The following is a 26,475-nucleotide window of genomic DNA, read 5'->3' on the forward strand; positions in this document are numbered from 1 at the left end:
TAAGAATAATGAATGGATATTCATTTTTTGAGATACATAATAGAGTTGGGAGCTGACGAAATGAACGTACAGGCAAGTTTCGTTACGGCAAAGGATGGATCAGAAATTTATTTACGTAAGTGGTTACCAGAAGGTGAACCGAAAGGGATTATTCAAATTGCACATGGTATGACAGAACATGCAGGCGTTTATACAGACTTTATTGATGCGTTATTAGAAGCGGGCTATGGTGTTTATGCGCATGATCATAAAGGTCATGGGAAAACGGTGAAGAGAGAAGAAGATTATGGTCATTTTAAACCCAATGTAGGTTGGAATGAGGCTGTATCTGATGTTATCTTTGTATCTGAAACGATAAGAAAAGAGCAGACATGCCCGTTATTTTTACTTGGACATAGTATGGGTTCTTTTTTATCAAGACGTGCTGTACAACTGAAAGGTGAATTATATGATGGATTCCTTATTTCAGGAACTGGTGGGAATCCAGGGTTTTTAGGAGTTATCGGGCATAAAGTAGCGACAATTGAGATGAAATTACGTGGGGAAAAAACGAAAAGTCCGATGCTAAATTTTTTATCTTTCGGAAACTTCAATTCACACTTTAAACCAAATCGTACAAAATTTGATTGGTTATCTTCAGATAATAATCAAGTAGATAAATATATTGCGGATCCGTTATGTGGATTCATTTGTACGACGAGTTTTTATCGAGAATTATTTTCTGGTGTATTAGAAGTAAATAAACTAGAAGAGTTCAAGAAAACACCGCAAAATCTTCCAATACATATTTTTTCAGGAAATCGTGATCCTGTTGGGGATATGGGGAAAGGCGTAAAAGAAGTATACGAGAATTATAAAAAATGTGGCGTGAAAGATGTAACACTGCGTTTATATGAAAATGGAAGACATGAAATGTTCCATGAAGTAAATAGAGAAGAAGTATTTAAAGATGTGATTTCGTGGTTAGAAGAACATAATAAATGAGAATGAAAGCTAAGTCCAGACTGTTTATAGTTTGGACTTTTTGTTTGTAGGTGTTGCAAGTATTTACTGATGTAGTGTTCATATCATTTTTACATATTTGAAGGTAGGTTATATTCTATATAATTAAATAGATAGAAAGCCTTGTGCAAATGAGGAGATAAATGTATAAAATTAATAATCAAACTTTTTATAAAGCAACAGAGTCAATTCATAATAGTAGTATAATAGTGAATGAGGTGTTAATAGAATGGAAGATAAAACATTAGGTTTACTATTAGATGTTGTTGGGGAATTATTTTCAGATGAAATTTCAATTGCTGTATCGAATACGAAAGAATATATATACTATCGGCCAAGTAAACGAATTGATTTAAAGATTAGCGTAGGGGATCCTATTAAGGAAGGAACAATTGCTCATAAAGCAATGGTGACGAATCAAAAAACCTCTGAGTTTATGAATCGGGATGTTTTTGGTATTCCTTATCATGGTATGGCAGTGCCATTTTCAAACAATGGAAAGCTTGAAGGTTGCGTGACAGCTATTTACCCAGCTTTAACGGACGGAAAATCAGTCGTTACTTTAAAAACAACGGACGGCTGGATTCCGGTTCCTTTTTCAAAAGTCATGTATTTAGAGGCGAAAGATAAAAAGACGTATGTAAATGCAGAAGAGTTAACAGGGACACATAAATACTCTTTACAAGAATTCGAATACTTACTTCCGAAAGATTCATTTATTAGATGCCACCGTTCCTTTATTGTAAATGTGAATCATATTAAAGCGATTTATCCTGATACGCATTCAACTTTTTTACTTTCTATGGATAATGGTGAAAGGGTACCAGTGAGTCAGTCATACGCTAGTTATTTTCGTAAGCTTCTAGGATTTTAAATTATTCTGCTTTAGAGGTTAGATTCGCTGTTTTGTCTGAATTTTTGCCATTGTATACTAAAATCCCTATTTAGATACTGTTAAAGTGTAAAATAATTATGAATATTCATAGGGAGAGGGATTACATATGGAGAATAATTTGGATAGAATTAGGGATGAACGTCTGAAAGATCGCGTAGTTACACCTGAAGAAGCAGCTTCATGGATTGAAAGTGGAATGACTTTAGGCTTAAGTGGGTTTACACGTGCAGGTGATGTAAAAGCAGTCCCATTTGCGCTTGTAAACCGAGTTAAGAATGATACATCTTTTAAAGTAAATGTTTATACTGGTGCCTCTTTAGGTTCTGATGTAGATAAATTATTTGCGGAAGCAGGAATTTTAGGGAAAAGATTGCCTTTCCAAGCTGATGCGACTATGCGAAAAGGAATTAATAACGGAGATTTTTTATTTGTGGACCAGCACTTATCTCATACATCAGAGTTACTTCGCGCTGACGTTATGGATGTAGATTTTGCTATTTTGGAAGCGGTTGCGATTACTGAAGATGGCATGATTATTCCAACAACTTCAATAGGAAATTCTTTAGCGTTTTCTTTAAATGCTAAGTCCATTATTATTGAAATGAATATGGCTCAATCCACGCAGTTAGAAGGACTGCATGATTTATATGAACCAGGTAAACAAGGAGAAAGACTTCCAATTCCGATTGTGAAAACGGATGATCGAATTGGAACGATTGGCATTCCAATCGATGTTGAAAAGGTGAAAGGGATTGTGTTTACGAACCAATTAGACTCACCATCGACAATTGTTCCTCCGGATGAAGAAACTGTTATTATGGCACAGCATTTAATAGAGTTCCTTCGAAAAGAAGTCGAAGTAGGCCGATTAACAAATCGTTTAGCACCGTTACAATCAGGAATTGGCTCAGTGGCTAATGCTGTTCTTCATGGAATGTTAGATTCGGAGTTTGAAGATTTAGAAGTGTATTCTGAAGTTTTACAAGATGCGGTCTTTGATCTTATGGATGCTGGAAAAGTCAATTTTGCTTCATGCTGTTCAATCACACTCTCTGAGGAGAAAATGCAAAAAGTATTTTCCAACTTTGAAAAATATCGTGACAAATTAATGATGCGCCCGCAAGAGATTTCTAATCATCCTGAAATCATTCGTCGCCTCGGATTAATCTCGATTAATACTGCTTTAGAATTAGATATATACGGAAATGTGAACTCTACTCACGTTTTAGGCACAAAAATGATGAATGGTATCGGTGGTTCTGGTGATTTTGCGAGAAATGCTCGCCTAGCTATCTTTGTTACGAAATCGATTGCGAAAGGTGGCAACATTTCAAGTATCGTTCCTTTTGTTTCACATGTGGACCATACGGAACACGATGTAGATGTTATCGTCACTGAACAAGGGTATGTTGATCTAAGAGGACTGGCCCCAAGAGAAAGAGTGGAATTAATTATAGAGAATTGCGCACATCCAATGTATCGTGATCAGCTAAGAGCTTATTACGAAGAAGCTAAAACGAGAGGTGGACAAACTCCTCATGTTTTAGAAAAAGCTTTTTCTTGGCATATGAATTATGCTAAAAATGGAACAATGCTTGAAGCAGTAGTAGAAACTGTATAGGTGTGTATCGTTAGAAATAGTAAAACGAAAGATTGAGTTTGAAAAAATTTTAGAAGAAGAAAACGCCAACTTTCAAAGGTGGCGTTTTTTTCTTTAAATATATTGTTACAGGCCGTACTGATTATAATAAAGATTTATGAAAATAAGAGGGTTTTTTAATTACTTTTCGAATCATTTTAATAGTTTACATATCGAAGGTGAGGAGAAAGAATCATGAAGATAAGAGAAGCGTTATTAAGTGAAGCAAATGAATTAAGTGAACTCGCACTACAATCAAAAGCGACGTGGGATTATAGTGAAGAATTCATAATTGCCTGTAAGGAAGATTTAACTATTACAGAAGAGTATATAAATAATAATTTTGTATATGTTTTTGAAAACGATAATACGAAGATTGGATTTTTCTCATTTTTACGTAATGATAAAGCTCTTGATTTCCTGTACATTCATCCTCGTTACAAAGGGAATGGGTACGGGAAAATACTTTGGGAGTATGTATTAGAAAAAGCAAATGAACTAGGAATAAAAAGTTTTACAATTGATAGTGATCCGAATGCAAAAGGGTTTTACTTGAAGATGGGCGCACAGTTAATCGGAGAGACACCATCAACGGTTTTTGAGGATCGTTTACTGCCTCTTTTGAAATATGATGTGTAAAACTATTAATAGTAGGGGAAGATTAGAGTGGATGATGTAAAGGAAAAAAGAATATATGAAGCATTAATAAGATCGTGGTCGATTGAAACAAGTTCAAAGTGGACGACTGAGAATCCAGCAAAGGGACAGTGTGGTGTAACGGCTTTGGTCGTTCAAGACATATACGGAGGAGAGATTAAAAAGACAAAAGTAAGAGAGGCGTGGCACTTTTATAACTTTATAGATGGACAGAGGTTTGATTTTACAGAGGCTCAATTTAATGAAAAACTGAATTATATGGATATAGAATCAAATCGAGAAGAAGCATTTGCTGATACAAATGAAAAACAATATTGCATGTTGAAGAAAAAGATAACGAAAGAATTGAAATTATCTTTTGACTCTTAATCTTTAATAAGTTACTATAATGGTGGTAACTTATTAAAGGGAACTTCATAGAGTTGAAAGGGGAAATACTTTTGAAAACAACTTATGTAAACGCTACAATCGTAACGATGAATGAACAAAATGAAGTGATAGAAAATGGATATATCATTGTAGAAAATGATCAAATTATAGATGTAAAGAGTGGAGAATTCGCTAATGATTTTGAAGTAGATGAAGTAATTGACATGAAAGGAAAATGGGTTTTACCAGGGCTTGTCAATACACATACACACGTTGTAATGAGTCTCTTAAGAGGTATTGGTGATGATATGTTATTACAGCCGTGGCTTGAGACAAGAATTTGGCCACTTGAAAGTCAATTTACTCCAGAACTTGCGGTTGCTAGTACGGAATTAGGATTACTTGAAATGGTGAAAAGTGGTACAACATCTTTCTCTGATATGTTTAATCCAATTGGAGTAGATCAAGATGCAATTATGGAAACGGTATCAAGGAGCGGGATGCGAGCTGCTGTTTCAAGAACTTTATTTAGCTTCGGAACGAAAGAGGATGAAAAGAAAGCAATTGAAGAAGCTGAGAAATATGTGAAGCGTTACTATAACGAAAGTGGTATGTTAACTACGATGGTTGCACCGCATAGTCCATATACATGCAGTACAGAACTGTTAGAAGAGTGTGCACGTATTGCAGTAGAAAATCAAACGATGGTTCATATTCACCTTTCCGAAACAGAGCGTGAAGTACGTGATATTGAAGCGCAGTACGGAAAACGTCCAGTAGAATATGCGGCAAGTTGCGGATTGTTTAAACGACCAACAGTGATTGCACACGGTGTAGTATTAAATGACAATGAGCGTGCATTTTTAGCGGAGCATGACGTTCGAGTAGCTCATAATCCGAATAGTAATTTAAAACTAGGGTCTGGTATAGCGAATGTAAAAGCGATGTTAGAAGCAGGAATGAAAGTAGGAATTGCAACAGATAGTGTTGCATCTAACAATAATTTAGATATGTTTGAAGAAATGCGCATAGCGACTTTACTACAAAAAGGTATTCACCAAGATGCAACAGCGTTACCGGTTGAAACAGCTCTTACACTTGCAACTAAAGGAGCGGCTGAAGTAATCGGCATGAAACAAACAGGATCACTTGAGGTTGGAAAGTGCGCTGATTTCATTACAATTGATCCGTCTAATAAGCCTCATTTACAACCAGCAGATGAAGTATTATCGCATCTTGTATATGCTGCTAGTGGAAAAGATATAAGCGATGTAATCATTAACGGAAAACGTGTCGTTTGGAATGGCGAATGTAAAACGTTAGATGAAGAGCGTATTATATTTGAAGCAAGTCGATATAAACGAGGTTTGCAAAGATAGGTATTTTTAGGCTGTGGAGAAGGTTTTCTCCACAGCCTGTTTTTGTGTTTGAACTTTTTTGGTGCCAACATTGATAAAAAGAGGGAAAGGATAGATTTTTTATGAGGGGAGCTTAAAAAATGATTGTGAGTAGCGTGTATCTGTGTAAGTAGAAGAGTTAATTCTGCAAAATCATTTCTTTTGTGTGATTTAAGCAACAATTCGTTTGCGAAAAGGAGACTTAGCAGGAGACAAGCACCCAGTTACAGGAATTCCATACGATGCTGACGGATTTCCTATTTTTGAATCAAAAGGTGAGGTACTATTAAAAGAGGCGGATTTCAAAAAGTCTAGAACAACACAGTCTAGAAAGTGTAGTAAGGCATTATATGAACAAATAATGGAAAATCCTGAATTAGCTTTAAAATTCACAGAAGAAGAAATTCAATTATTTAAAATAGGTAAAACGCCAGAGCATTATACATGGCATCATCATCAAGATGCCGGGAGAATGCAACTTGTAGATTATCAGACTCATCATGATACCGGTCATACAGGTGGATATAAAATTTGGGGAAAAGATAGCGATAAATAGGGAGGTACTTAGTCATGAATCACATTACATGGATCAATGCAAATGAGAATAAAATAACAAATAACCAAATTAAACAATTAGAACAATACTTTAATATTAAATTTCCTAATGATTTTATAGAGTGTGTACAAAAATATGATGGTGGATATCCTACGCCAGATACTTTTAATATTCCAAATCAAGATGAAAATTCACTCAATAATCTTTTAACCCTAGATTCTAATAAAAAATACTCCATTCTAGAAACATATAATAATACGAAAGATAGATTACCTGATAAAATTTATCCTTTTGCTAGGGATCCATTCGGTAATCTTTTATGCTTCGATTATCGAAATACGAGTGATTCACCATCAATCGTATTCTGGGATCATGAGGAAGAAGACATAGAGGAAGCAATATATCCAGTTTGCTCAACATTTACAGAATTGCTTGCTAGTCTACGTGATTTCGAAGAAGAAGATTGAGGGAACTAAAAAACGACCTAGAATTCTAGGCCGTTTTTTTATGATTTACTAATTTTCCAACCATCATCCATTTTTTCTAGTTCAATTACGATTACTTTTTTAGGGTAACCTTTATATACAGCATTAACAATTACTGTAGCAATTTCGTTTTTCTCTTCGCTTTTTTAGATTTTATAGTTTTTAAGATCTTTGCTAACTGATTTCATTAGATCTGCATTTCCGCCCACAAAAGTAACGGTTTTCTTCGCTTCAGGAGTGAATAACTCTTTGAAATCTTTTGCGTTTCCTTCTTTTTCATCTTCTTCGGGATCATGATTATTTTCACATGCTGTAAATACGCTGCGAGAAGATACAAGAGTAATTAAAATTAAAGATGGACGGCCAGTTGGATATGTGGGGATTATAACCAAAAATTCACCTTATTATTTTATATGTGTTTTTTGTTGAAAATCAAAAAGATTCCAAGATAGTCCGTACCCTGTTAAATAAGAAAACTTTTTTCTTGAACGAATAAATATTCAAAAGAATGTCGCATCTTTCTGCTAGCATTTCTGCTATAATATATAACGTTTTATAATATTATATTTTTAAGGAGAACAACTCATGAAGCGAAAGAAGAGCCATTTAATGGTAATGGCACTTGTTACATCTTTATTATTAACAGCTTGTAATAATAAGGAAAATAAAAGTGATAAAGAGGCAAAAAAACAAGTATTAAATGTAACAGTATCAGAAGAAATTCCTTCTCTTGATACAGCGAAAACGATGGATGGTACGTCAGCGCACGTTATGCAGAACATATTTGAAGGGTTGTATGTATTAGATGATCAAGATCAGCCTATTCCAGCGGTAGCAAAATCGTTTAAAAGAAGTGAAGATGGTAAAAAATATACATTTGATTTGCGTAAAGATGCAAAATGGTCAAATGGAGACAGTGTGACAGCAAATGATTTTATGTTTGCGTGGAAACGTGCAATTAAACCTGAAACAATGTCTCAATATGCGTACATGCTCTTTCATGTAAAAAATGCGAAAGAGATAAATAAGGGAACAATGCCTCTTGATGAACTTGGGGTTAAAGTTATAAATGATTATAAGTTAGAAGTGGAACTCGAACAGCCAATCCCGTATTTTTTACAGCTGTTAGCACTACCTATTTACTTACCACAGCATGAATCATTTTTGAAAGAACAAGGAAAGAATTATGCATTAGAACCTAGTAATCTCATATATAATGGGCCATTTGTATTAGAGAAATGGAAGCATGAACAAGAGTTTCAATTAAAGAAAAATGCTACATATTGGGATGAAAAGAAAGTGAAATTAGACGAGATAAACTTTCAAATTGTAAAGGATACAATGACCGCTGTTAATTTATACGAAGCTGGTAATTTGGACCGGGTGCCTATTAATTCTCAATTTGTAGACAAGTATAAAGGGCATAAGGAGTTACATATGTCGAGCGAACCTGCAATTGCTATGCTACGTTTTAATGAAAAAAATAGTGCGTTAGCAAATAAGAAAGTGCGTCAGGCTATTTCATTCGCGTTAAATAAAGAGGATTTCGTTACTCATTTTATTAATAACGGAGCAAAACCTGCAAGTGGACTTGTACCAGCTGGTCATATAAATGAAGAGACTGGTAAAGATTTTAGAAAAGAAAACGGAAATCTTTCTTCATATGATTTGCAAAATGCGAAAAAGATTTGGGAAGAAGCGAAAAAAGAGCTTGGGGTAGAACAAGTAAACCTCGAGTTATTAACGTTTGAACAAGATAATGCAAAACGTATGGCAGAATATATAAAAGGTGATTTAGAAAAGCATTTGCAAGGACTAACGATACAAATTAAACAACAGCCATTTAAGCAAAAATTACAGTTAGAACAAATAGGAGATTACGATATAACTATGGCAAATTGGGGACCTGACTATAAAGACCCAATTAGTTATTTAGAATTATTTACGACAGGTAATCCGAATAACAAAATGAATTACTCTAATTCTCGTTACGATGAATTAATAAAGAAAGCAAAAACTGATCTCGTACTAGAACCAGAGAAACGATGGGGAGCATTGCTAGAAGCTGAGCAGGTATTATTAGAAGATGCAGCTGTAGCGCCGCTGTATCATATTGGTTCAGCATATGTACAAAAGGATTACGTAAAGGGAATTGAAAAGCATCAATTTGGTGGTGTTTATACTTATAAGAATGCTTATATCGCTAATGAATAAATACAAAAAACCTTACTTTTTAAAAGTAAGGTTTTTTACAGAGGAGCAGGGAAATCCTTTGGTAGTGTTCCTAGCATATAAAGAAGGGAAGTGCAAAATTGTAGTTACACATTCATAAGAAGTTGCAACAAATACTATTGAGCAGTTTGTTTAAGTAAAAAGAAGAATAGAAATATAGCATACAAGGAATAAGGGAATGTAGTACAAATCAGTATACAAGCATTTTCTTTCTGTAACTATGTTTGTTTTTAATTATATAAAAAAAATATTAGATTATATATTTTGTCCTTGGTATACTTAAAAGGTAATTTGGGGTATTAAGATGAATTGATAGAGGTGTTTGTGTGGAATTATTTGAGTATTATAAAAAAAGGGGACGGTTTAAGTGTTTAATTGGGACAGGGATTTTTCTCTTTGGATTATATTGTCTGTATAATAGTTGGGGTGATGTTAATTGGGGAGAAATAATATTTATAGTTGTAGCTTCGTTTGTTTTTGGGGGAATTGGATTTTGGCAATTAAGAAAAGGGAATTTATTAAAAGAGAATATAGCTAAAAATGATTTGAAGTTTTGGGATATTGATACTTATGTTTTACTAGAATTACCTCAAAATAATAAACATTACGGTTTATATAATCCTGATGGGACCTATATAGTAGGAACAACTATGGTTTCAGCTGATATAATTTCTTCAAAATTACCTTTTTTAAAAAACAAGCAAGTTATTGGATTGGAAGCAAAGGATGGGGAAATTCTTGCATATTTTCATAGTGAAGTTGAAAACTATGATTGGGCTATTTAGGACTCAAATTATAATTGTGTAGGTATGTTTAAAGAAAATATGATACAAGGATTTGGAATGGTACGTGGTTCTTTAATAAATGAAAAAGAGATAAGACTTTCTGAAGTAGAAGTTGAATTTGATTTTTTCGAAACTTCTTTTCGTACAATGGATAACCGGATATTAATAAACTGTAAAAGAGGATATATGCCTTTGGAATGGAGCGAAAGATTCGGATTAAATGTACCTATTATTAAATTAGGTAATAATATTTCTAATGCTGAAAAGATATTTGGTTTAGGGGTTCTTTTCTACATTTTAGAAACAATTAAAGTAAGAAAAAGTAGGATTTTTAATGATTAGAGTTTCAAAAATTATTTAAAAAAGAAATTGAAGAAAAGCAGTAATTCTTTTTAGGTGTTGGTGTTTTTGAAATAGTTAAAGAATGGATCTTAATTCACATATACATAAAAAAGGGGGATTTCTATGAAATCATTACGTTTATTTATGATTCTCACTCTTGTTGTATTGTTAAGCGCGTGCAATACAGCAACACAAGTTACAAAGGTTCAAAAAAATGGCGAAACGACTTTAAAAATTGGTTCTCTGCAAGGGTATTACGATGTGCAAACGGTTAAAGCTGAAAAAGGAAATGTGGAAATTCCTTATGAAGCAGCCGTTGAGGAAGGTACGATTTTATTGCAAGTTACAAAAGATGATAAGGTTATTTATGAAGAAGAAGTTACTTCTCAAAAAGAAGGTCTGCTTTCTTTTGAAGCGCCAAAATCCGGATCATATGATTTAATTGTACGCGTGAAGGGTGAAAAAGAGAAAGCGAAAGAAATTCAAGTACATACTAAGCTATGAAAAAACGGCAAGTGGAGTGCACCCGCTTGCCGTTTCCATTTTCGGTTGATTCTATCACAACATATGTTTATCAATGTAAGAAGTGATCCGCTGAGTCTTACTGTTTATTCCACCGAAATTCTTGATGAAGTTAAAATAAGAGATGGACAAAAGAAAGTGTTACAAACTTGATAACTCTTTTTTACAAGAGAAAAAGACTGGGTTTGATACGTTTGTATTTGAAAGAGTTCTAGATGGTAAAGGGAGGCATAAGGTGAGGGTCTTTTTAGAGAAGGTGCCCAGACTTTACTACAGATATTGATTATAAATGGGGGTAAATAAGTTGAAAAACGTTGAGATTCTAAATAAATACATTGAAGGGTTTTCCGATACTCTCCCTACATGGTTAAAGTATTTAATTGAGGCAGAGGAGATACATCAAAACTATGAGAATGTACAAGTACTTGGAACATTGAAAACAGATGCGGTGTTGTACTATGTACACCGTACGCTACAAGTGTTAGATGGACTGCCTTTAGATGAAGAAGCGTATCGTATTATTGAAAAGGTCCTAACGTATAGTGAGCTTGCAAAGGTAGGATCTTTAAAACAGCGGGAGCAATGGAAGAAAAACGGGATTAATCTATTCGTACATAACGAGGGTTCTGCTGATATCTTTAGTGATATTCAGTTTATTGAACGTGTAGAGACAAACTTAAACTCTACTGAGTATTTGTTTATTCAAGATTTAATTAGAACACATGGATTAATCGGGCAGTATATACGCGGGGAGGCTCGTTTGGACTCTCATGTTGATTTAATTAACACATATAAAGAAGAATACGGAGACGTTAGGTTAAAGGAGATTCTATACTATCTTAACCAATGCATTATTGAAGGTGTATCAAAAGCTTTGTGGAGTGAAGTGAAGAACGATGTGAAGATTACAATTGATGGCCTGTTTGATGGTTATATGGAGCCATTTACTTCTCGTATACATAGACTCACGCCAAAACATAAGGAGTCAGTATTTGAAAAAGATATTATTATGGGGAGCGAGAAGAGAGGCATTCAAGCATTTTTATCTGATAAAGATTTGTGGTATGTAGAACCGTCTATGCATGCTCTTAGCTTTGAGGATATTTGGACAGTTTTTGTTATGTTAAAGAACGAGATAGGCACTAGAAAAGTTCAGCATATACATTTCGAGAAATTGATGCAGCAGTTGCACTATGATTTCAAAGGTGAGAAAAAGGACAACGTGTATCGTAAGCGGGTTATTGAGAAGTATCTACGGGAGTATCGTGAGAACGAGAAGCCAAATACAACGCATGTTTCTTTTCGGGTTAAAGTCGATGAAGATATGAAGACCGCGTATGTGTCGTTTCAGTTTTCTACTGTAGGTGAGGCGTTAATTACCTTCTGTGTAGAGGCAGAAAAGATAGATATGATGCATGCTCGGGCAAATGTGCTGCTGTTTGATTTCTTCGGGTTACGAAAGGATGCATATGATAGATTCCATAACGAAGAAGTATATCTGGAGCATATGAATAGCTCGGCTGATGATAAACGAATTATTCTTGATTATATAAAGGGAGATACGATTGTAGATGTCGGAGCTGGTGGTGGTGTCATGCTAGACATGATTGAAGAAGAGACCGAGGATAAACGAATCTACGGTATCGATATTTCCGAAAACGTGATTGATACGTTGAAAAAGAAGAAGCAGAATGAGGGGCGTTCTTGGGATGTCATTAAAGGGGATGCAATCAATTTAAGCAGCTCATTTGAAAAAGAATCGGTTGATACGATTGTATATTCTTCTATCCTTCATGAGTTGTTCTCTTATATCGAGTATGAAGGTAAGAAATTTAATCATGAAGTAATTAAAAAGGGGCTGCAGAGTGCTTATGAGGTGTTAAAGCCAGGAGGCCGTATTATCATTCGTGATGGCATCATGACCGAAGATAAAAGGTTAATGCGGGTGATTCGTTTTAAAGATGCAGGCGGAATGAAGTTCTTAGAGCAGTATGTTCATGAATTTAAGGGGCGTATAATCCAGTATGAGGTACTTGCAGACAATACAGTCAAAATGCCTATTAATGATGCAATGGAGTTCTTATATACATATACATGGGGCGAGGACTCTTTCGTTCATGAAGTGCAGGAGCAGTTTGGAATTTTTACGCCAAACGACTATAAGGACTTCGTAAAGGGTATCTTTGGAGATAAAGTAAACATCGTTCAAGCTATGAACTATTTACAGGATGGATATACACAACATCTTAGCGAGAAAATCGAGTTTAAAGATGAGTCTGGGAATGCTGTTGCGCTACCGGATAGTACATTCTTTATGGTTTTAGAAAAGAGGTAATGATGTTGGAAAACTTTAAAAATATAATTTTAAGAAACTTAATTTAATAGTCTGCAGTTAAAGAGCGTATTTTTAGAGTAATGAAAAATTCCTAAATTCTTAACTTTATACCGAGAAACATATCCAAGTGGGTTATTGCCGATTAAAACCGGGAATATTAGAACAAATTCGCTAGCTGAAATCTATCGAAACTCCCCTGTTTTTCAAAATCTTCGTAATCCTGACAAGTATAAGGGAAAGTGTGGTGTTTGTGAGTTTCGATATGTTTGTGGGGGATCTCGTTCTAGAGCATATGCAATGACGGGGGATTATATGGAAAGTGAGCCTTTCTGCGTATACGTACCAAAAGCATTGCGAAAACAGAAAAAGAACATAAAAAAAGGGACATGAGTAAAAGCATACTCATAGCCCTTCTTTAATGTTTTATAATGGAGAGTACTTCGCATCCTTCATTAAAAATTCACTACCTATATCTGCTGTATTGAAACAAGTTTTTTACACATGTATTCTATTAAACCGATTTTAATAAAGAATAAAAATTCGTATCATAAGGAATGTCATCTTGATACATATAATTTTTTAGAACGCCTTCTTTTTCAAATCCTAATTTTAATAGCACTTTATTAGAAGCTTCATTTTCAAGAAATACAATTGCCCCAATACGCTTTAAATGAATGGTATGGAAACCGTATGATATAACTTCAGAAACAGCTTCAGTTGCATATCCTTTTCCCCAGTGTTCAGGTAAAAAGGCATAACTTAAATTGGCCCGTTTATGCTCAGAAGACCAATCGTGAAAACCGATTGTTCCAATAAGTTCTTTCTGATCCTTTAATTCGATTCCCCATTTTATACCGCTTCTTGCATTATAACTCAACTTAAAGTTATGAATGATTTGTTTCACTTGATCAATATCCTGTAATGGTTTTTGGCCATAATAGCGCAGTACGTCAGTATTAGAAAAGCATTTTAGTATACTTGGTGCATCTTCTTCGGTAAGTTCTCGTAGAATGAGTCGGTCGGTTTTCAATATAGGAAACATGCTTTCACTCCATTTCTTTTGAAACTAGAATGTGTTGTTATTATATAATCTAGTCTGAAAATAAAGATTATTCAAGAGGGAAGTACGGTTTTAATTTGTGATAAAATTGATTGTGGAATATATTTCAAAAAGAGGTTTGTATATGGTGAAAAACTCAATTTTAATTGTAGATGATGATCAAGATATTGTTCGATTTGTTAATGCGAATTTAATGCAAGAAGGTTTTAAAGTTTTAAGTGCTCATAACGGAGAAGAGGCTTTAAAAATCATAAATAATAACAGTATTCAACTTGCTATTTTGGATATTATGATGCCACAAATGGATGGGATAGAATTGTGCAGAAGGATTAGAGAGAAACATAGTTTACCAATTATGTTTTTAAGCGCAAAATCATCGGACGTAGATAAGGTAATAGGATTTAGTACGGGAGCAGATGATTATATTGTGAAGCCGTTCAGTACAATTGAATTTATAGCGAGAGTGAAAGCTCAATTAAGAAGGTATACATATTTCAATCAAAATGCTGTCCAAGTAATAGAAAAGAAAATAAGTATTAGAGGTTTAGAAATAGATGAAGTGTCTAGAACAGTAATGTTATATGGAGAAACAATCAATCTTACGAAAACTGAATATGATATTTTGTATTTAATGGCAGCTGCAAAGAATCGTGTATTTACTATTGAAGAAATATATGAGAGCGTTTGGAAAGAAAGGGCTTATGAAAGCAATAATACAGTAATGGTTCATATCGCAAGATTAAGAAATAAAATTGAAGAGAATCCAAAAGAACCGAAGTTTATTCAAAATGTTTGGGGAGTCGGATATAAAATTGAAGATTAAATTATTACAAGGCATTAGAGCTAAGTTTTTTATCGCATTCATATGTAGCATCTTGTTAGCAACTATAAGTATAATAGTGTTGCAAATTTTAATTGGAAATATATATAGTCATGTTACTACGTTAGAGGAAAAATATTCATTTTTATATTTTATAGTTTTTTTGATTTTTACTACGACATACTTTGCATGTATGACAAAAACAATGATGAAAAGATTGTCTGAAATTAATAAGAACGTGAAGGAAATAAGTAATGGCAATTTGGAAATACATATACCTATTTCAAAAAATGACGAGATTGGTGAATTAGCGAAGAATGTAAATAGAATGGCCAAAAGTTTAAAAGAGTCTATCGAGAATGAAAAAAAATCGCAGGAAATGAAAAATGAAATGATTAGTAATATTTCGCATGACTTACGAACACCTGTAACATCTTTAATCGGTTACGCGGACTTGTTAGGAAGTCAGTTTCATACAAATAGAGCAGAATGTGAACAGTATGTAAGCATATTAAAGCGAAAAAGTTATGAATTAAAAAATCAAGTAGATGATTTATTAGAATACTGTCAAATAAATTATAGAGAGATTGAATTACATAAAAGTGTAGTAAATATGAAAGCATTAATGGAACAAATTATGATTGATTTTGTACCACAACTAGATGATGCCGATATGAGCTTTTGTATGAAGGGTGATAAGGAGTTACATGTGGAAATGGATGTAGCGCTTATGGTGAGGGGATTCGAAAATGTAATTAGTAATAGTATTATGTACGGGAAAGACGGAAAACAAATTTTGATTCAAATTTCTAAAAGAGACATGAATGTTGAAATAGAAATTAAAAATTTTGGGCAATGTATTCCGGATGAGAACCTTCCTTACGTTTTTGAGAAGTTTTATCGTGGTGAAAAATCACGCAGCTCTCATACAGGTGGAAAAGGAATGGGGCTTGCAATTGCGAGAAGTATAGCAGAGCTTCATAAAGGGGATATCACTGTGCGCAGTAACGAGAAAGAAACTGTTTTCACTATCGCTTTACCGCAGCATAAAGAATTGTAAGAAAGTCGTAAGTATTTCTTTTATATGTCGTAATTTTTAATTCGTATCATGTAGAACAAAGATATGAGAGTAGGGATACGACATGTGGAAGAAATATGTATTAGTAATTTTAGTTGCTTTTTTACTTACAAGTTGGAGTATAGTTTATTTAGCTAAAGGTGTTATATCAGTCATTGCTTGGTGGAGTATACAAGCCTTTAGCATAGTATCACTCTTTATTTTGATAGGGGTAACGTTACTATTTGTGTGGAAAGGCATTTTCAGAAAGCGAATAGATAGAACGCTACTCTTCATTGTGCTTTTTTCTATAATTGGAGCTTGGCCCTTAGGATGGTTCGCTAACATAGGCGGACTTGCTTACCCAGCAAATGTACAGTCTGTGAGCCCTAAAATAGTTGTTCGTTTTCCCTTGAATGAACGAGCATTAGTAGGATGGGGTGGCGATCGATTAGAAGCGAACTATCACGTTATAAAACCAAATGAACGATGGGCATATGATATTCTTATTCCACCTGCTGAAGTGAAAAGTAGTAAATTAAAGGCCTATGGAATATACGGAGCGAGAGTAATGGCACCAGCTACTGGAACAGTTGTATCAATTAATAATGATGAAAAAGATTTAGTTCCGGGATCGGATAATTTTCAGTCAATGGCGGGAAATCATATTTATTTACGACTAGATGAAACAGGGACATTTTTGGTTCTTGCGCATTTAAAGAAAGGGTCAATTAAAGTGAAGGAAGGACAACATGTAAATGAAGGAGAATTTCTTGCTCAGGTCGGTAACTCAGGAAGTTCAAGTGAGCCACATTTACATATTCATCATCAAAGGCAGGATCCATCCAAGGTAAGCATATTCCTTTCGGAAGGATTACCACTTTACTTTCGAACTGAGAAGGGTGTGATAATGCCGGAAAAAGGAGAATATATAAAAAGACATTAGGGGGGAAACGCTGATGTGGGAGAAATATTATATTGAAACTGATAGAGGGAAATTTGAGTATTTTCAAAAGGGAGAAGGAAAACCACTTTGTGTAACACATTTATACAGTGAGTTTAATAGTAATGGTAATTTATTTGCTTCTGCATTTACGAATCATTACACAGTGTATCTTATAAACTTAAGAGGATGCGGAAATTCTACACATGACACCACTAAATATAATTTGGGAATGGTAGATGCAGTACGTGATTTAGAAGCGATACGTGAGGCGTTGAATTTTAAAGATTGGACGTATGCAGGTCATTCAACAGGTGGAATGCTAGCTTTACAATATGCGATAATGTGTCCAGAGAGGCTTGTAAAAATTATAGCTGGCGGATTATGTGCATCAGCCGAGTATATGAATCACAAAAATAGTATTTATTGTAGAGATAATGATCAAAATGCTCGTTTAAGAGAAATATTTGCAGTGCTCAGGGACGTAGCTTCTACAATTGATGAGAGGCGTGACGTAAATAAAGAGTGGACAATGATGTCTTTATATAATGAATCAGCGTATGATGAAATGATTGCTAGACCGAACAGCGGTAAAACAGTATCAAAGCGTCTTGATTATTTTTCTTATAAGGAGTTACCTACATTTGATTTACGTTTACAATTAGAGAATGTAAATATACCAGCCCATATTTACGCTGGAATTTATGATGCGCAGTGTCCGTATGAATTTGCAGTGGAAGTAGCGGAGCTTATGCCAAATGCGATAATGTCGACATTTGAATACAGTAATCATTTTCCATTTATTGAGGAGGAAGAAGAGTTTATAAAATTTGTTGAAAGCACGGTCTGTCATGTAAATGGATGATGAAAATCTATAATTTAAAAAGAAGAAGGCTGTCTTCAACAAAAATTTGAGACAGCCTTCTTCTTTCATTATCCTACAAACGTTTGATACAGTAAGAAAATATTTAAAATGATAACAAGTATAGCAATGATCCAAGCGATAAAGGTAGTTATGCGGTGATTAACGAGTGCACCCATAATTTTTTTACTACTTGTAAACATAATAAGTGGTACTAATGCAAAGGCAATACCGAATGATAAGACGACTTGACTCATGACTAGAGCGTAAGTTGGATTTACACCTAAAGCGATAATAACTAATGGTGGAATCATTGTAATAAATCGGCGTAAGTATAACGGAATATGCATTCGAATGAAACCTTGCATAATAATATCACCTGACATTGTACCGACAGAAGAGCTAGATAGTCCTGCTGATAAGAGACCAATTCCAAATAAAGCAGCTGATACAGGACCGACTAAGTTGCTAAACTGGTTAAAAGCGACATCAAGATCTTCGACATGCAAGCCGTTTTTAAAGAATAGTGCAGCAGCAACAATTAACATACTTGCATTAATTGCTCCAGCGATAATCATTGCGATAATGATATCAATAAACTCGAAACGAAAAATCTTTTTCTTTTGTTCATCATTTGTTCCGACTACGCGGCGCTGTGTTAAGGCGGAATGTAAATAGATTGCGTGCGGCATAACTGTCGCACCTAAAATTCCGGCTGCAAGTAATATACTGTCTACGCCTTGGAATTTTGGGATGAAAAGTCCTGAAAGTAGAGGACTTAATTCCGGTTTTGCATAAAAGACTTGTACACCAAAAGCGATAACAACGATAAAAATCATTCCTGTTATAATCGCTTCTAATGGACGGAAGCCTCTACGTTGAAATTCGAGAATAATAAATGATCCAGCAGCTGTAATTAAAGCAGCTGGTAACATTGGAATTCCAAATAATAAATACAATCCGAGTGCTGCCCCGATAAATTCAGCTAAATCAGTCGCCATAATAACGAGTTCACCTTGTATCCATAAGCCGATGGAAACAGGTTTTGGGAAGTTTTCTCGAGCAATTTCAGGAAGGTTTCTACCTGTAGCGATTCCTAATTTAGCTGATAAAGTTTGGATTAATACAGCCATTAAATTAGAAGCGAGAATTACCCAGAGTAATAAATATCCGTATTGTGATCCAGCGGCAATATTTGTCGCGAAATTGCCAGGATCAATATAAGCGACTGAAGCGATGAAAGCAGGACCTAAGAATGGTAATAGTCTTTTTAAGCCTTTCGTTTGTCCGCTTAATGCTAAATGCGCTGATTGAACAGTTGTACTTTGAGAAGGGACATGTTCATCTTTTGATATGTCTTTATTCATAGTAGTTTTCCCCTTTGAAATGTTAACTTGATGAAATTATTGTAAGTATTCTTATTTTTTATTTCAATACATTTAAATGTACTAGGTTATATTTTTTATTTGAACACAAATGTTTCCTTAGTGCAAATTATATGCCTTTATACAATGAATGGTGTGGTGTTATTAAAAATTGGGAGTTTATGGTGTGATGAGGCGGGGAAACATAATGAATTAAAGGGCTGTTTTTGAAATTTATGTGAACATAAAGCCGATAATACAGCATATTAATTGATGGAATTGCATTTGTATGATATATAATATATTGGGATTACAACATAACCACAGTGTTTTGATGTGTAATCTTGTTTTTTTATTTTTGTTAACTGATAGAAAATAGTATAAAGAGAAGAAAATGGGATTCATTTTCTTATTATATATGTTTTGATATGAACGTTAACTTATACATGATTTTAAAAATTAGATAGGTGGTAGAAATACATTGGCAACTACAAAACCATACAGAGTATTACTATATTACATGTACACAACAATTGAAAACCCAGAAGAATTCGCGGCAGAGCATTTAGCATTTTGTAATTCACTTGAATTAAAAGGTAGAATTCTTGTAGCAAAAGAAGGTATTAACGGAACTTGTTCTGGTACTGTAGAACAAACAGAGAAATACATGGAAGCTATGAACAACGATCCACGTTTTGACGGCATCGTATTTAAAATAGATGAAGCTGATGGTCATGCATTCAAGAAAATGCACGTGCGTCCTCGCCCAGAATTAGTTACACTTCGTCTAGAAGATGATATTAACCCACACGAAATAACTGGGAAGTATTTAGAGCCAAAAGATTTTTATGAAGCAATGAAACAAGAAGATACAGTTATCATTGATGCGCGAAATGATTATGAATTTGATTTAGGTCACTTCAAAGGTGCGATCAAACCTGATATCGAATCATTCCGTGAATTACCAGATTGGATTCGTGAAAATAAAGAAGTACTTGAAGGCAAAAAGATTTTAACTTATTGTACAGGTGGAATTCGTTGCGAGAAGTTTTCTGGTTGGTTAGTTCGTGAAGGCTATGAAGATGTAAGTCAGCTTCACGGCGGTATTGTAACGTACGGAAAAGACCCAGAAGTACAAGGTGAGCTTTGGGATGGACAATGTTATGTGTTCGATGAGCGTATCGCTGTACCAGTAAACCAAAAAGAACATGTTATCGTTGGTAAAGACCACTTTACAGGTGAACCTTGTGAGCGCTATGTAAACTGTGCAAATCCAGAATGTAACAAGAAAATTTTATGTTCTGAAGAAAACGAAGCGAAATATTTACGTGCATGTTCTCACGAATGCCGTGTAAGCCCACGTAACCGCTACGTAATACAACATGAACTAACGGAAGAACAAGTAGCTGCTGCATTAGAGAAAATCGAAGCAGGGAAGTAAGCTATAATAGTGTAAAAAAGTACTCCAAACTAAAATTTGGAGTACTTTTTTATGTTTGTTTTTTTGTCAGTTTTTGTCGGTAAGTCGATATATCTTAAAAATCGCTGATATATTTGAAAAATCGCTGATATATTTCGAGTTGCGCTGATATAATCGAAAAATCGCCGATAAAAATTTCATTTACTGAAACGTGCACTGCGTATTTGTAATTTGAAAATAGCCTTCTTTACTTCTCCTCGTCTTTCTCTCTCACAGCAGAAAGTACAGTTTGTTTTACCCATGCTTTTCTTCGTTTATGTTGTATACTCCATTGGTATAAACTTTGCGCACCTAAAATAAGTGAAATGACGATGCCGCTAATTGCTATTAAAAGGGCGAAAAATTCAAGTGGCGATGATATTTTGTTTGAATCGGTGTTTCTTAACAGATCAATCATAGTAAACCCTAACATTTGGCCTACTACAGAGTAGAGCGTTAAAATTAATAGTAAAAGGCTATCTTTTTTTGAAGCAACATTTTCTTGATATTTAAACAAACTATCAAGATTTTGTTTTGCATTCGAATATAGTATCTCGATGTTAAAAAGCTTTCTTAAGCGGAAGAAAATATCTTCACTCTGTGATTGGGATACTAGCTCTAAAGAAAAGTAATTCGCCGTAAACGAATTAATTGAATAAATTAATTTCTCTATTTCATTTGTATCTTGTTCTATGTTTAATTCAGCATAAGCGTTTGCCATTTTCAATAAAACAATTTTATGAAATAGATTTAACAATAAAGCGTAATAAAACTCCCCATACATTTGACTCGCAAGTTTAGTAAATTCGCGTTCTCCTTCATTTGTTACACATGTGAATATATGTTCTTCCATTATGAAATAGCGATTCGGAGCCCATCTTTGGTAAGCGTGTTGTTTTAAATAATCATGAATATAAGGCAGATTATTTGCACTCACATATGCCTTGCCATCACTTGTTAACCCGGAAAGACTAGAAGTACGATAAACATCCACTTCATTCAGTTCCATATCTTCTTTTATAGATAATAAAGTTTGTACGTACATTCGCTGATCTTCAAAGAAAGGAAAGGTTTGAAAGTAAGAACTTCTTAATCTCTTCTTCTCAAAGAAATCTGTTACGCCATGAAATAAATAGCCAAAAATGAATCTTTCCACTTGGGAATATTTTTTTCCATTACATTCAATGCAAATCGTTTCATTTGTATCATTTTTAGTTTCAAGTACACGGAAACGGGCCGCAAATTCAATTGCTTCTGATAATGTTATGTTTGGAGCGGTTTCTACTTCTGTCCGAATTGTTAAGAAGCCAAGCTCATAAGGACAAAGTGTTACGTCAATAGAATGAATGTTGAATGGAACGGAAATAAGATTTGTTGTTAAATGTCCAGTTAAGTTAAGGTCTTTAGAATAGCGCTGTAACCCCTTTTGATGCTCTGAATGAGGAAATAAAATTTTATTTGTAAATGAAAGATAGTATGCTTCCATATTTTGATGTGAAACTTGAAACTTTCCGTAGTATGTATTTTCATTTTCAAGATGATCGAGTCGAAAAGGACGAAAGTCATTTTTCTGTAAGAAAGGGAACATATTTTGTTCATAACCAGTTTTAAAAGAAAACGGGAATATAAATTGAAATATAGCTGTTGTTACATCTTTTTCCTCGATTGTATGTATTGCCTCCATTTACATTGTTTCCTTTCCAAATATGCTATAAAAACAACATGCCCAAATTCATTTGAAAATAACCACTGTTTTATACTTGATTAAGAATGAAAATTCAGCTTATTTAGTAGGGGATATGTATAATGTTATGTATACTGAATGTTATAAAATTGTATTTTGAAAAGGGGGATGTTGTATGCGTATTTTAGTATTAGGAGCTGGTGGCGTTGGAGGCTTTTTTGGAGGTCGCTTAGTAGAAAAGGGAGAAGAGGTTACGTTTCTTGTTCGCAGTAAAAGGAAAAAACAATTGGAGGAAAGAGGACTTGTAATCCGCAGTGTTAATGGGGATTTTTCCTTCCAACCGAAATTAATAACGAAAGAAGATCAAATTGCTCCATTTGATGTGATTCTATTTTCAACAAAAGCGTATCACTTAAACGAGGCAATTCAAGATGTGAAGCCTTTTGTAGGTGAAAACACTGTGATTATTCCATTGTTAAATGGTATCGCTCATGTATCACTATTACAAAAGGAATTCGGTGAGGAAAAAGTAATTGGCGGTTTATGCTTTATCGAGACGACTTTAAACGATCAAGGAGAAATTGTACAAACTAGCGCTGCCAACAGACTTGTGTTTGGAGAAATGAAGTCTCAAGATTCAGAGAGAATAAAGCATATTTCAAAAGCATTTGCAGGTACGAAATCTAGTTTTGTTTTAAGTGAAAACATTATGCAAGATATGTGGCATAAATATTTATTTATTACTGTAATGTCGGGTGTGACGACATTAATGCGGGCACCGATAGGACCGATTCGTGAAAGCGAAGGTGGACGCGATTTTATCCAAAACTTATTTGAAGAATGTGTACAAATTATGAGATCTATGGAAGCGCCAATTAAAGATGATATTGCCGAGGAACATATGAAAACGATTGATAAAATTTCGTATGATATGAAGTCATCAATGCAACGTGATATGGAAAAGGGTTCGTTTATTGAAGGGAAGCACTTGCAAGGATATTTACTGGATGTAGCAGAGCAATTTTCAATAGCGGCACCATTATTAGGCACTATATATCAAAATTTAAAGGTGTATGAAGAGATGACCTTTAACAGATCTGTAATAGAATTAGATGTATGAAAAAATAAAAAAGAAAGCAATATATAAGTGTATTGCTTTCTTTTTTTATGACAAATTATTTATTTCTTTTTGTTCTATCTGTCAAATTTATTTCCTGTTCACGTTTACCATATAACTGATTAATTTCATTTGCTACTGCATCTAAATAGGAATCGGAAAAAATAGGTTTCTTTTCTTTAGACATATGGGTCTCCTTTATCGATTTTTTAGTATTCATTATGTATATTTCTCAGTGGATTATGCACAATCATTTTAATTTTTTTCTTATTAAAAATTTTTGTTTACTTTTTGAAAATAAAGGAGTATTATAATCCACAGTTTCAATTTTCTAAATCGCTGAAACCGCATGGTACGGGGGACCCGTTTTTACGGATTAGTACATAATCCGATGGGGTGAATCCTTGAAAAAGGTAGGGCTACTCATAGGCCCGAATCCGACAGCTAACCTCGTAAGCGTTATATTGAGAAGGAAGGTGGAGCTTGTGCGACAAAAAAAATAATGTCTACAAGTCTATTTCGCTATGGCTTGTAGACATTTTTTGTTTTCTGAAGAAATAGTTTGCTGGCTGTAACAAGCAGAATCGTTCGTACAAAATTATTGGAGAGTGGACAGCATTGGTTTCATCTATTAAAAGATTTTTAATTGGAAGACCGTTAAAATCAACAGAGCTTGGAGAACAGAAGCTTAATAAAACGAAAGCTTTAGCTATTTTATCTTCTGACGCATTGTCATCAGTTGCTTACGGTCCAGAGCAAATTTTAATTGCTTTAGCAGGTGTTGGAGCGATCGCTTATTGGTATTCCATTCCGATCGCTGTTGGGGTATTAGTATTATTGACGGCCCTTATTTTATCTTATCGTCAAATTATTTTTGCTTATCCGCATGGCGGGGGCGCGTATGTTGTATCAAAAGAAAATTTAGGGATGAATCCAGGCTTAATTGCTGGAGGATCTTTATTAGTTGACTATATTTTAACTGTTGCGGTAAGTGTGTCTGCAGGTACAGATGCGCTCACATCTGCTTTTCCTAGTTTACATGCACATAATGTAATCATTGCGATTATATTTGTTATATTTATTACCATCTTAAATTTAAGAGGTGTAACGGAATCAGCTTCCGTTTTAGCATATCCTGTTTATTTATTCGTTTTGGCACTATTTATATTAATTGGTGTAGGGATATACAATATTTTAACGGGGCACGTGTCACCAACTTTACACACGCCGATTGGAACACCAGTTGCAGGGATTAGTTTATTTTTATTATTAAGAGCATTTGCATCAGGTAGTTCTGCTTTAACAGGTGTTGAAGCAATTTCAAATGCAATTCCGAACTTTAAAGATCCTGCGCCAAACAATGCAGCGAAAACATTGCTTGCAATGGGTGCATTACTTGCAGTTTTATTTTCAGGAATTGTGTTCTTAGCTTATTATTACGGAATTTCTCCAAGTAAAGAAGTAACAGTTGTTTCACAAATTGCTGAACAAACATTTGGACGTAATTTCATGTACTATTTCATACAAGGTACAACAGCTTTAATATTAATCCTTGCTGCTAACACAGGATATTCTGCGTTTCCGTTATTAGCAGTAAACCTTGCAAAAGATAAGTTTATACCAAGAATGTTTACGATTAGAGGAGACCGCTTAGGTTATTCAAACGGTATTATTATACTTGGAATCGCATCGATTATTTTAATTGTAGCTTTCCAAGGGCAAACAGAGCATTTAATTCCGTTATATGCAGTAGGTGTATTTATTCCATTTACCCTTTCTCAAAGTGGTATGGTATTAAAATGGCTTCGTGAAAAACCGGAAGGATGGGCTTTACGATTAACGGTCAATCTAATTGGTGCAGTCATTAGTTTTATCGTAATGAGTATGTTCTTTTTAACTAAATTTGCACAAGTTTGGTCAATCCTTATTTTCTTACCTGTAATTATCTTCTTATTTCACCGAATTAAGAAGCATTATGATGCAGTAGGAGACCAACTAAGTTTAAAAACTTGTGAACGGATTGTTCCGATTGAAGGAAATGTAATTGTCGTTCCAGTAGCTGGTATGACACATGTGGTAGAAAACTCATTGAACTATGCAAAGTCTCTTTCAGCAGATCAAGTTATTGCTGTATATGTCGCTTTTGACAGGGAAGAGGAAAAGAAATTTGAAGAGAAATGGAAGAAGTGGCAACCTGAAGTAAGGCTTGTTACTTTACATTCTCATTATAGAAGTATTATTCAACCGCTAACAAAGTTCATTGATACAGTACAGTATAAAGCGAGTGAATCAAATTACCGAGTTACGGTCGTTATACCACAATTCATTCCGAAAAAAGGTTGGCATAACATTCTTCATAATCAGTCTAGTTTACTCATTCGTGCGTATTTACTCTATAAAAGAAATGTTGTTATTACAACAGTACCATATCATTTGAAAAAATAAGAAGGTTTTTTAAGGATAGCTTCACTTTCGTAAAGCTATCCTTTTTGTGTATACGCTATGCATAATTGCATACGAATCTGAAAGATATATTGATATAATTTTTATATCTGTGAGTAAGTAGAGGTTTTTGTTGTGATATATGGATATTCCAATTGAAAAAGTAAAGTGGATTATATTTTAAAATAAAGACATGAAAGCTTGAAAATAAAGGGAATGAAAATACTTCTTTACGTTATATAAATAGCTGTGTTTAAATGACCTTACAGTATAAAACTTATATGAAAACAAAACGGAATTTCATATTTACGTACGTTATTTAGTTTAATATGAATAATATTTTTATGTAATATATTCACTGTGTGAATGTGGAAATTGCTATAAAATAGAAATTTTATACAATGTTATTCATACTAATCACATATGAAAAAATAATAAAATGTTTTGTGAC

Annotated in this window: 21 protein-coding genes, 4 pseudogenes and 1 riboswitch; of the genes and pseudogenes, 20 read left to right on the plus strand and 5 right to left on the minus strand. The window is 34.2% G+C overall.

Going from position 1 to position 26,475, the window contains the following annotated elements; translation table 11 throughout:
* The first annotated feature begins 60 nt into the window (after positions 1-60).
* From BGI23_RS09185 to BGI23_RS09220, 8 genes and pseudogenes are all read left to right on the plus strand, one after another.
* The gene (locus BGI23_RS09185) at positions 61-984 is read left to right on the plus strand and encodes an alpha/beta hydrolase (RefSeq protein WP_001102550.1); all 924 of its coding nucleotides are present in this window, start codon (positions 61-63) and stop codon (positions 982-984) included.
* A 247-nt stretch (positions 985-1,231) separates the two neighbouring features.
* On the plus strand, positions 1,232-1,876 hold the full coding sequence (locus BGI23_RS09190; RefSeq protein ID WP_000389713.1) for a LytTR family DNA-binding domain-containing protein: 645 nt from the start codon (positions 1,232-1,234) through the stop codon (positions 1,874-1,876).
* 127 nt (positions 1,877-2,003) lie between these two features.
* Positions 2,004-3,518, plus strand: a complete 1,515-nt coding sequence (locus BGI23_RS09195; RefSeq protein ID WP_000429781.1) for a succinyl-CoA:acetate CoA-transferase ScpC — start codon at positions 2,004-2,006, stop codon at positions 3,516-3,518.
* Positions 3,519-3,731: 213 nt separating this feature from the next.
* Positions 3,732-4,175, plus strand: coding sequence for a GNAT family N-acetyltransferase (locus BGI23_RS09200; protein WP_070805755.1), 444 nt, complete (start codon positions 3,732-3,734; stop codon positions 4,173-4,175).
* A 27-nt stretch (positions 4,176-4,202) separates the two neighbouring features.
* The gene (locus tag BGI23_RS09205) at positions 4,203-4,562 is read left to right on the plus strand and encodes a YunG family protein (protein ID WP_000342916.1); all 360 of its coding nucleotides are present in this window, start codon (positions 4,203-4,205) and stop codon (positions 4,560-4,562) included.
* Positions 4,563-4,615: 53 nt separating this feature from the next.
* Positions 4,616-5,941: a bifunctional S-methyl-5'-thioadenosine deaminase/S-adenosylhomocysteine deaminase gene (locus BGI23_RS09210; protein WP_142237735.1), complete on the plus strand. Its 1,326-nt coding sequence runs from the start codon at positions 4,616-4,618 to the stop codon at positions 5,939-5,941.
* Positions 5,942-6,137: 196 nt separating this feature from the next.
* Positions 6,138-6,515 (plus strand): annotated as a pseudogene (locus BGI23_RS09215) (HNH endonuclease); the annotation flags it as partial.
* Between the two features lie 14 nt (positions 6,516-6,529).
* Positions 6,530-6,982, plus strand: a complete 453-nt coding sequence (locus BGI23_RS09220; RefSeq protein ID WP_001015689.1) for an SMI1/KNR4 family protein — start codon at positions 6,530-6,532, stop codon at positions 6,980-6,982.
* Positions 6,983-7,020: 38 nt separating this feature from the next.
* On the opposite strand, the pseudogene BGI23_RS09225 reads toward BGI23_RS09220, so the two are convergent.
* Positions 7,021-7,344, minus strand: a pseudogene (locus BGI23_RS09225) (nuclear transport factor 2 family protein).
* A gap of 241 nt (positions 7,345-7,585) precedes the next feature.
* Here BGI23_RS09225 and BGI23_RS09230 point away from each other — a divergent pair.
* The 5 genes and pseudogenes from BGI23_RS09230 to BGI23_RS09250 form a co-directional block, all read left to right on the plus strand.
* Positions 7,586-9,214, plus strand: coding sequence for a peptide ABC transporter substrate-binding protein (locus tag BGI23_RS09230; RefSeq protein WP_070805757.1), 1,629 nt, complete (start codon positions 7,586-7,588; stop codon positions 9,212-9,214).
* Between the two features lie 344 nt (positions 9,215-9,558).
* Positions 9,559-10,359 (plus strand): annotated as a pseudogene (locus tag BGI23_RS09235) (ABC transporter ATP-binding protein).
* Between the two features lie 123 nt (positions 10,360-10,482).
* Entirely contained in the window at positions 10,483-10,863 is a 381-nt protein-coding gene (locus tag BGI23_RS09240) for a BA_1872 family lipoprotein (protein ID WP_044790445.1), read from the plus strand.
* 307 nt (positions 10,864-11,170) lie between these two features.
* Positions 11,171-13,216: a class I SAM-dependent methyltransferase gene (locus tag BGI23_RS09245; RefSeq protein WP_070805758.1), complete on the plus strand. Its 2,046-nt coding sequence runs from the start codon at positions 11,171-11,173 to the stop codon at positions 13,214-13,216.
* Positions 13,217-13,333: 117 nt separating this feature from the next.
* Positions 13,334-13,606 (plus strand): annotated as a pseudogene (locus tag BGI23_RS09250) (SPASM domain-containing protein); the annotation flags it as partial.
* A 121-nt stretch (positions 13,607-13,727) separates the two neighbouring features.
* On the opposite strand, the gene BGI23_RS09255 reads toward BGI23_RS09250, so the two are convergent.
* Positions 13,728-14,258: a GNAT family N-acetyltransferase gene (locus BGI23_RS09255; protein ID WP_070805759.1), complete on the minus strand. Its 531-nt coding sequence runs from the start codon at positions 14,256-14,258 to the stop codon at positions 13,728-13,730.
* A 142-nt stretch (positions 14,259-14,400) separates the two neighbouring features.
* Between BGI23_RS09255 and BGI23_RS09260 the strand changes: the two genes are divergently transcribed.
* From BGI23_RS09260 to BGI23_RS09275, 4 genes are all read left to right on the plus strand, one after another.
* The gene (locus BGI23_RS09260; RefSeq protein ID WP_070805760.1) at positions 14,401-15,099 is read left to right on the plus strand and encodes a response regulator transcription factor; all 699 of its coding nucleotides are present in this window, start codon (positions 14,401-14,403) and stop codon (positions 15,097-15,099) included.
* Complete coding sequence (locus tag BGI23_RS09265) at positions 15,089-16,156, plus strand: sensor histidine kinase (RefSeq protein WP_070805761.1); 1,068 nt, start codon at positions 15,089-15,091, stop codon at positions 16,154-16,156. The genes BGI23_RS09260 and BGI23_RS09265 overlap by 11 nt, the downstream gene beginning before the upstream one ends.
* An 82-nt stretch (positions 16,157-16,238) precedes the next feature.
* A complete protein-coding gene (locus tag BGI23_RS09270) occupies positions 16,239-17,099 on the plus strand; it encodes a M23 family metallopeptidase (RefSeq protein WP_070805762.1) in 861 nt (286 codons plus the stop codon).
* Positions 17,100-17,112: 13 nt separating this feature from the next.
* Positions 17,113-17,961 carry an alpha/beta fold hydrolase gene (locus BGI23_RS09275; protein ID WP_044790441.1) on the plus strand — a complete coding sequence of 283 codons (849 nt, stop codon included), beginning with the start codon at positions 17,113-17,115 and terminating at the stop codon, positions 17,959-17,961.
* Between the two features lie 68 nt (positions 17,962-18,029).
* On the opposite strand, the gene BGI23_RS09280 is transcribed toward BGI23_RS09275, so the two are convergent.
* Positions 18,030-19,325 (minus strand): Nramp family divalent metal transporter, encoded by a 1,296-nt coding sequence (locus tag BGI23_RS09280; protein WP_070805763.1) that lies wholly within the window; start codon positions 19,323-19,325, stop codon positions 18,030-18,032.
* Between the two features lie 478 nt (positions 19,326-19,803).
* Here BGI23_RS09280 and trhO point away from each other — a divergent pair, with 478 nt between their 5' ends.
* Positions 19,804-20,763 carry an oxygen-dependent tRNA uridine(34) hydroxylase TrhO gene (trhO, locus tag BGI23_RS09285; protein ID WP_000246212.1) on the plus strand — a complete coding sequence of 320 codons (960 nt, stop codon included), beginning with the start codon at positions 19,804-19,806 and terminating at the stop codon, positions 20,761-20,763.
* A gap of 226 nt (positions 20,764-20,989) precedes the next feature.
* On the opposite strand, the gene BGI23_RS09290 is transcribed toward trhO, so the two are convergent.
* A complete protein-coding gene (locus BGI23_RS09290; protein WP_070805764.1) occupies positions 20,990-22,465 on the minus strand; it encodes a hypothetical protein in 1,476 nt (491 codons plus the stop codon).
* A 175-nt stretch (positions 22,466-22,640) separates the two neighbouring features.
* Between BGI23_RS09290 and panE the strand changes: the two genes are divergently transcribed.
* Positions 22,641-23,585, plus strand: coding sequence for a 2-dehydropantoate 2-reductase (gene panE / locus BGI23_RS09295; RefSeq protein WP_070805765.1), 945 nt, complete (start codon positions 22,641-22,643; stop codon positions 23,583-23,585).
* Between the two features lie 55 nt (positions 23,586-23,640).
* On the opposite strand, the gene BGI23_RS28635 is transcribed toward panE, so the two are convergent.
* Positions 23,641-23,769 carry a hypothetical protein gene (locus BGI23_RS28635; protein WP_000031873.1) on the minus strand — a complete coding sequence of 43 codons (129 nt, stop codon included), beginning with the start codon at positions 23,767-23,769 and terminating at the stop codon, positions 23,641-23,643.
* Between the two features lie 140 nt (positions 23,770-23,909).
* Positions 23,910-24,056: riboswitch (cyclic di-AMP (ydaO/yuaA leader) on the plus strand.
* Between the two features lie 144 nt (positions 24,057-24,200).
* Between BGI23_RS28635 and BGI23_RS09305 the strand changes: the two genes are divergently transcribed.
* Positions 24,201-26,027, plus strand: a complete 1,827-nt coding sequence (locus tag BGI23_RS09305; RefSeq protein ID WP_000254896.1) for an APC family permease — start codon at positions 24,201-24,203, stop codon at positions 26,025-26,027.
* Positions 26,028-26,475: the final 448 nt, after the last annotated feature.

Source organism: Bacillus sp. ABP14, from assembly GCF_001831375.1.
Lineage (GTDB): Bacteria > Bacillota > Bacilli > Bacillales > Bacillaceae_G > Bacillus_A > Bacillus_A paranthracis.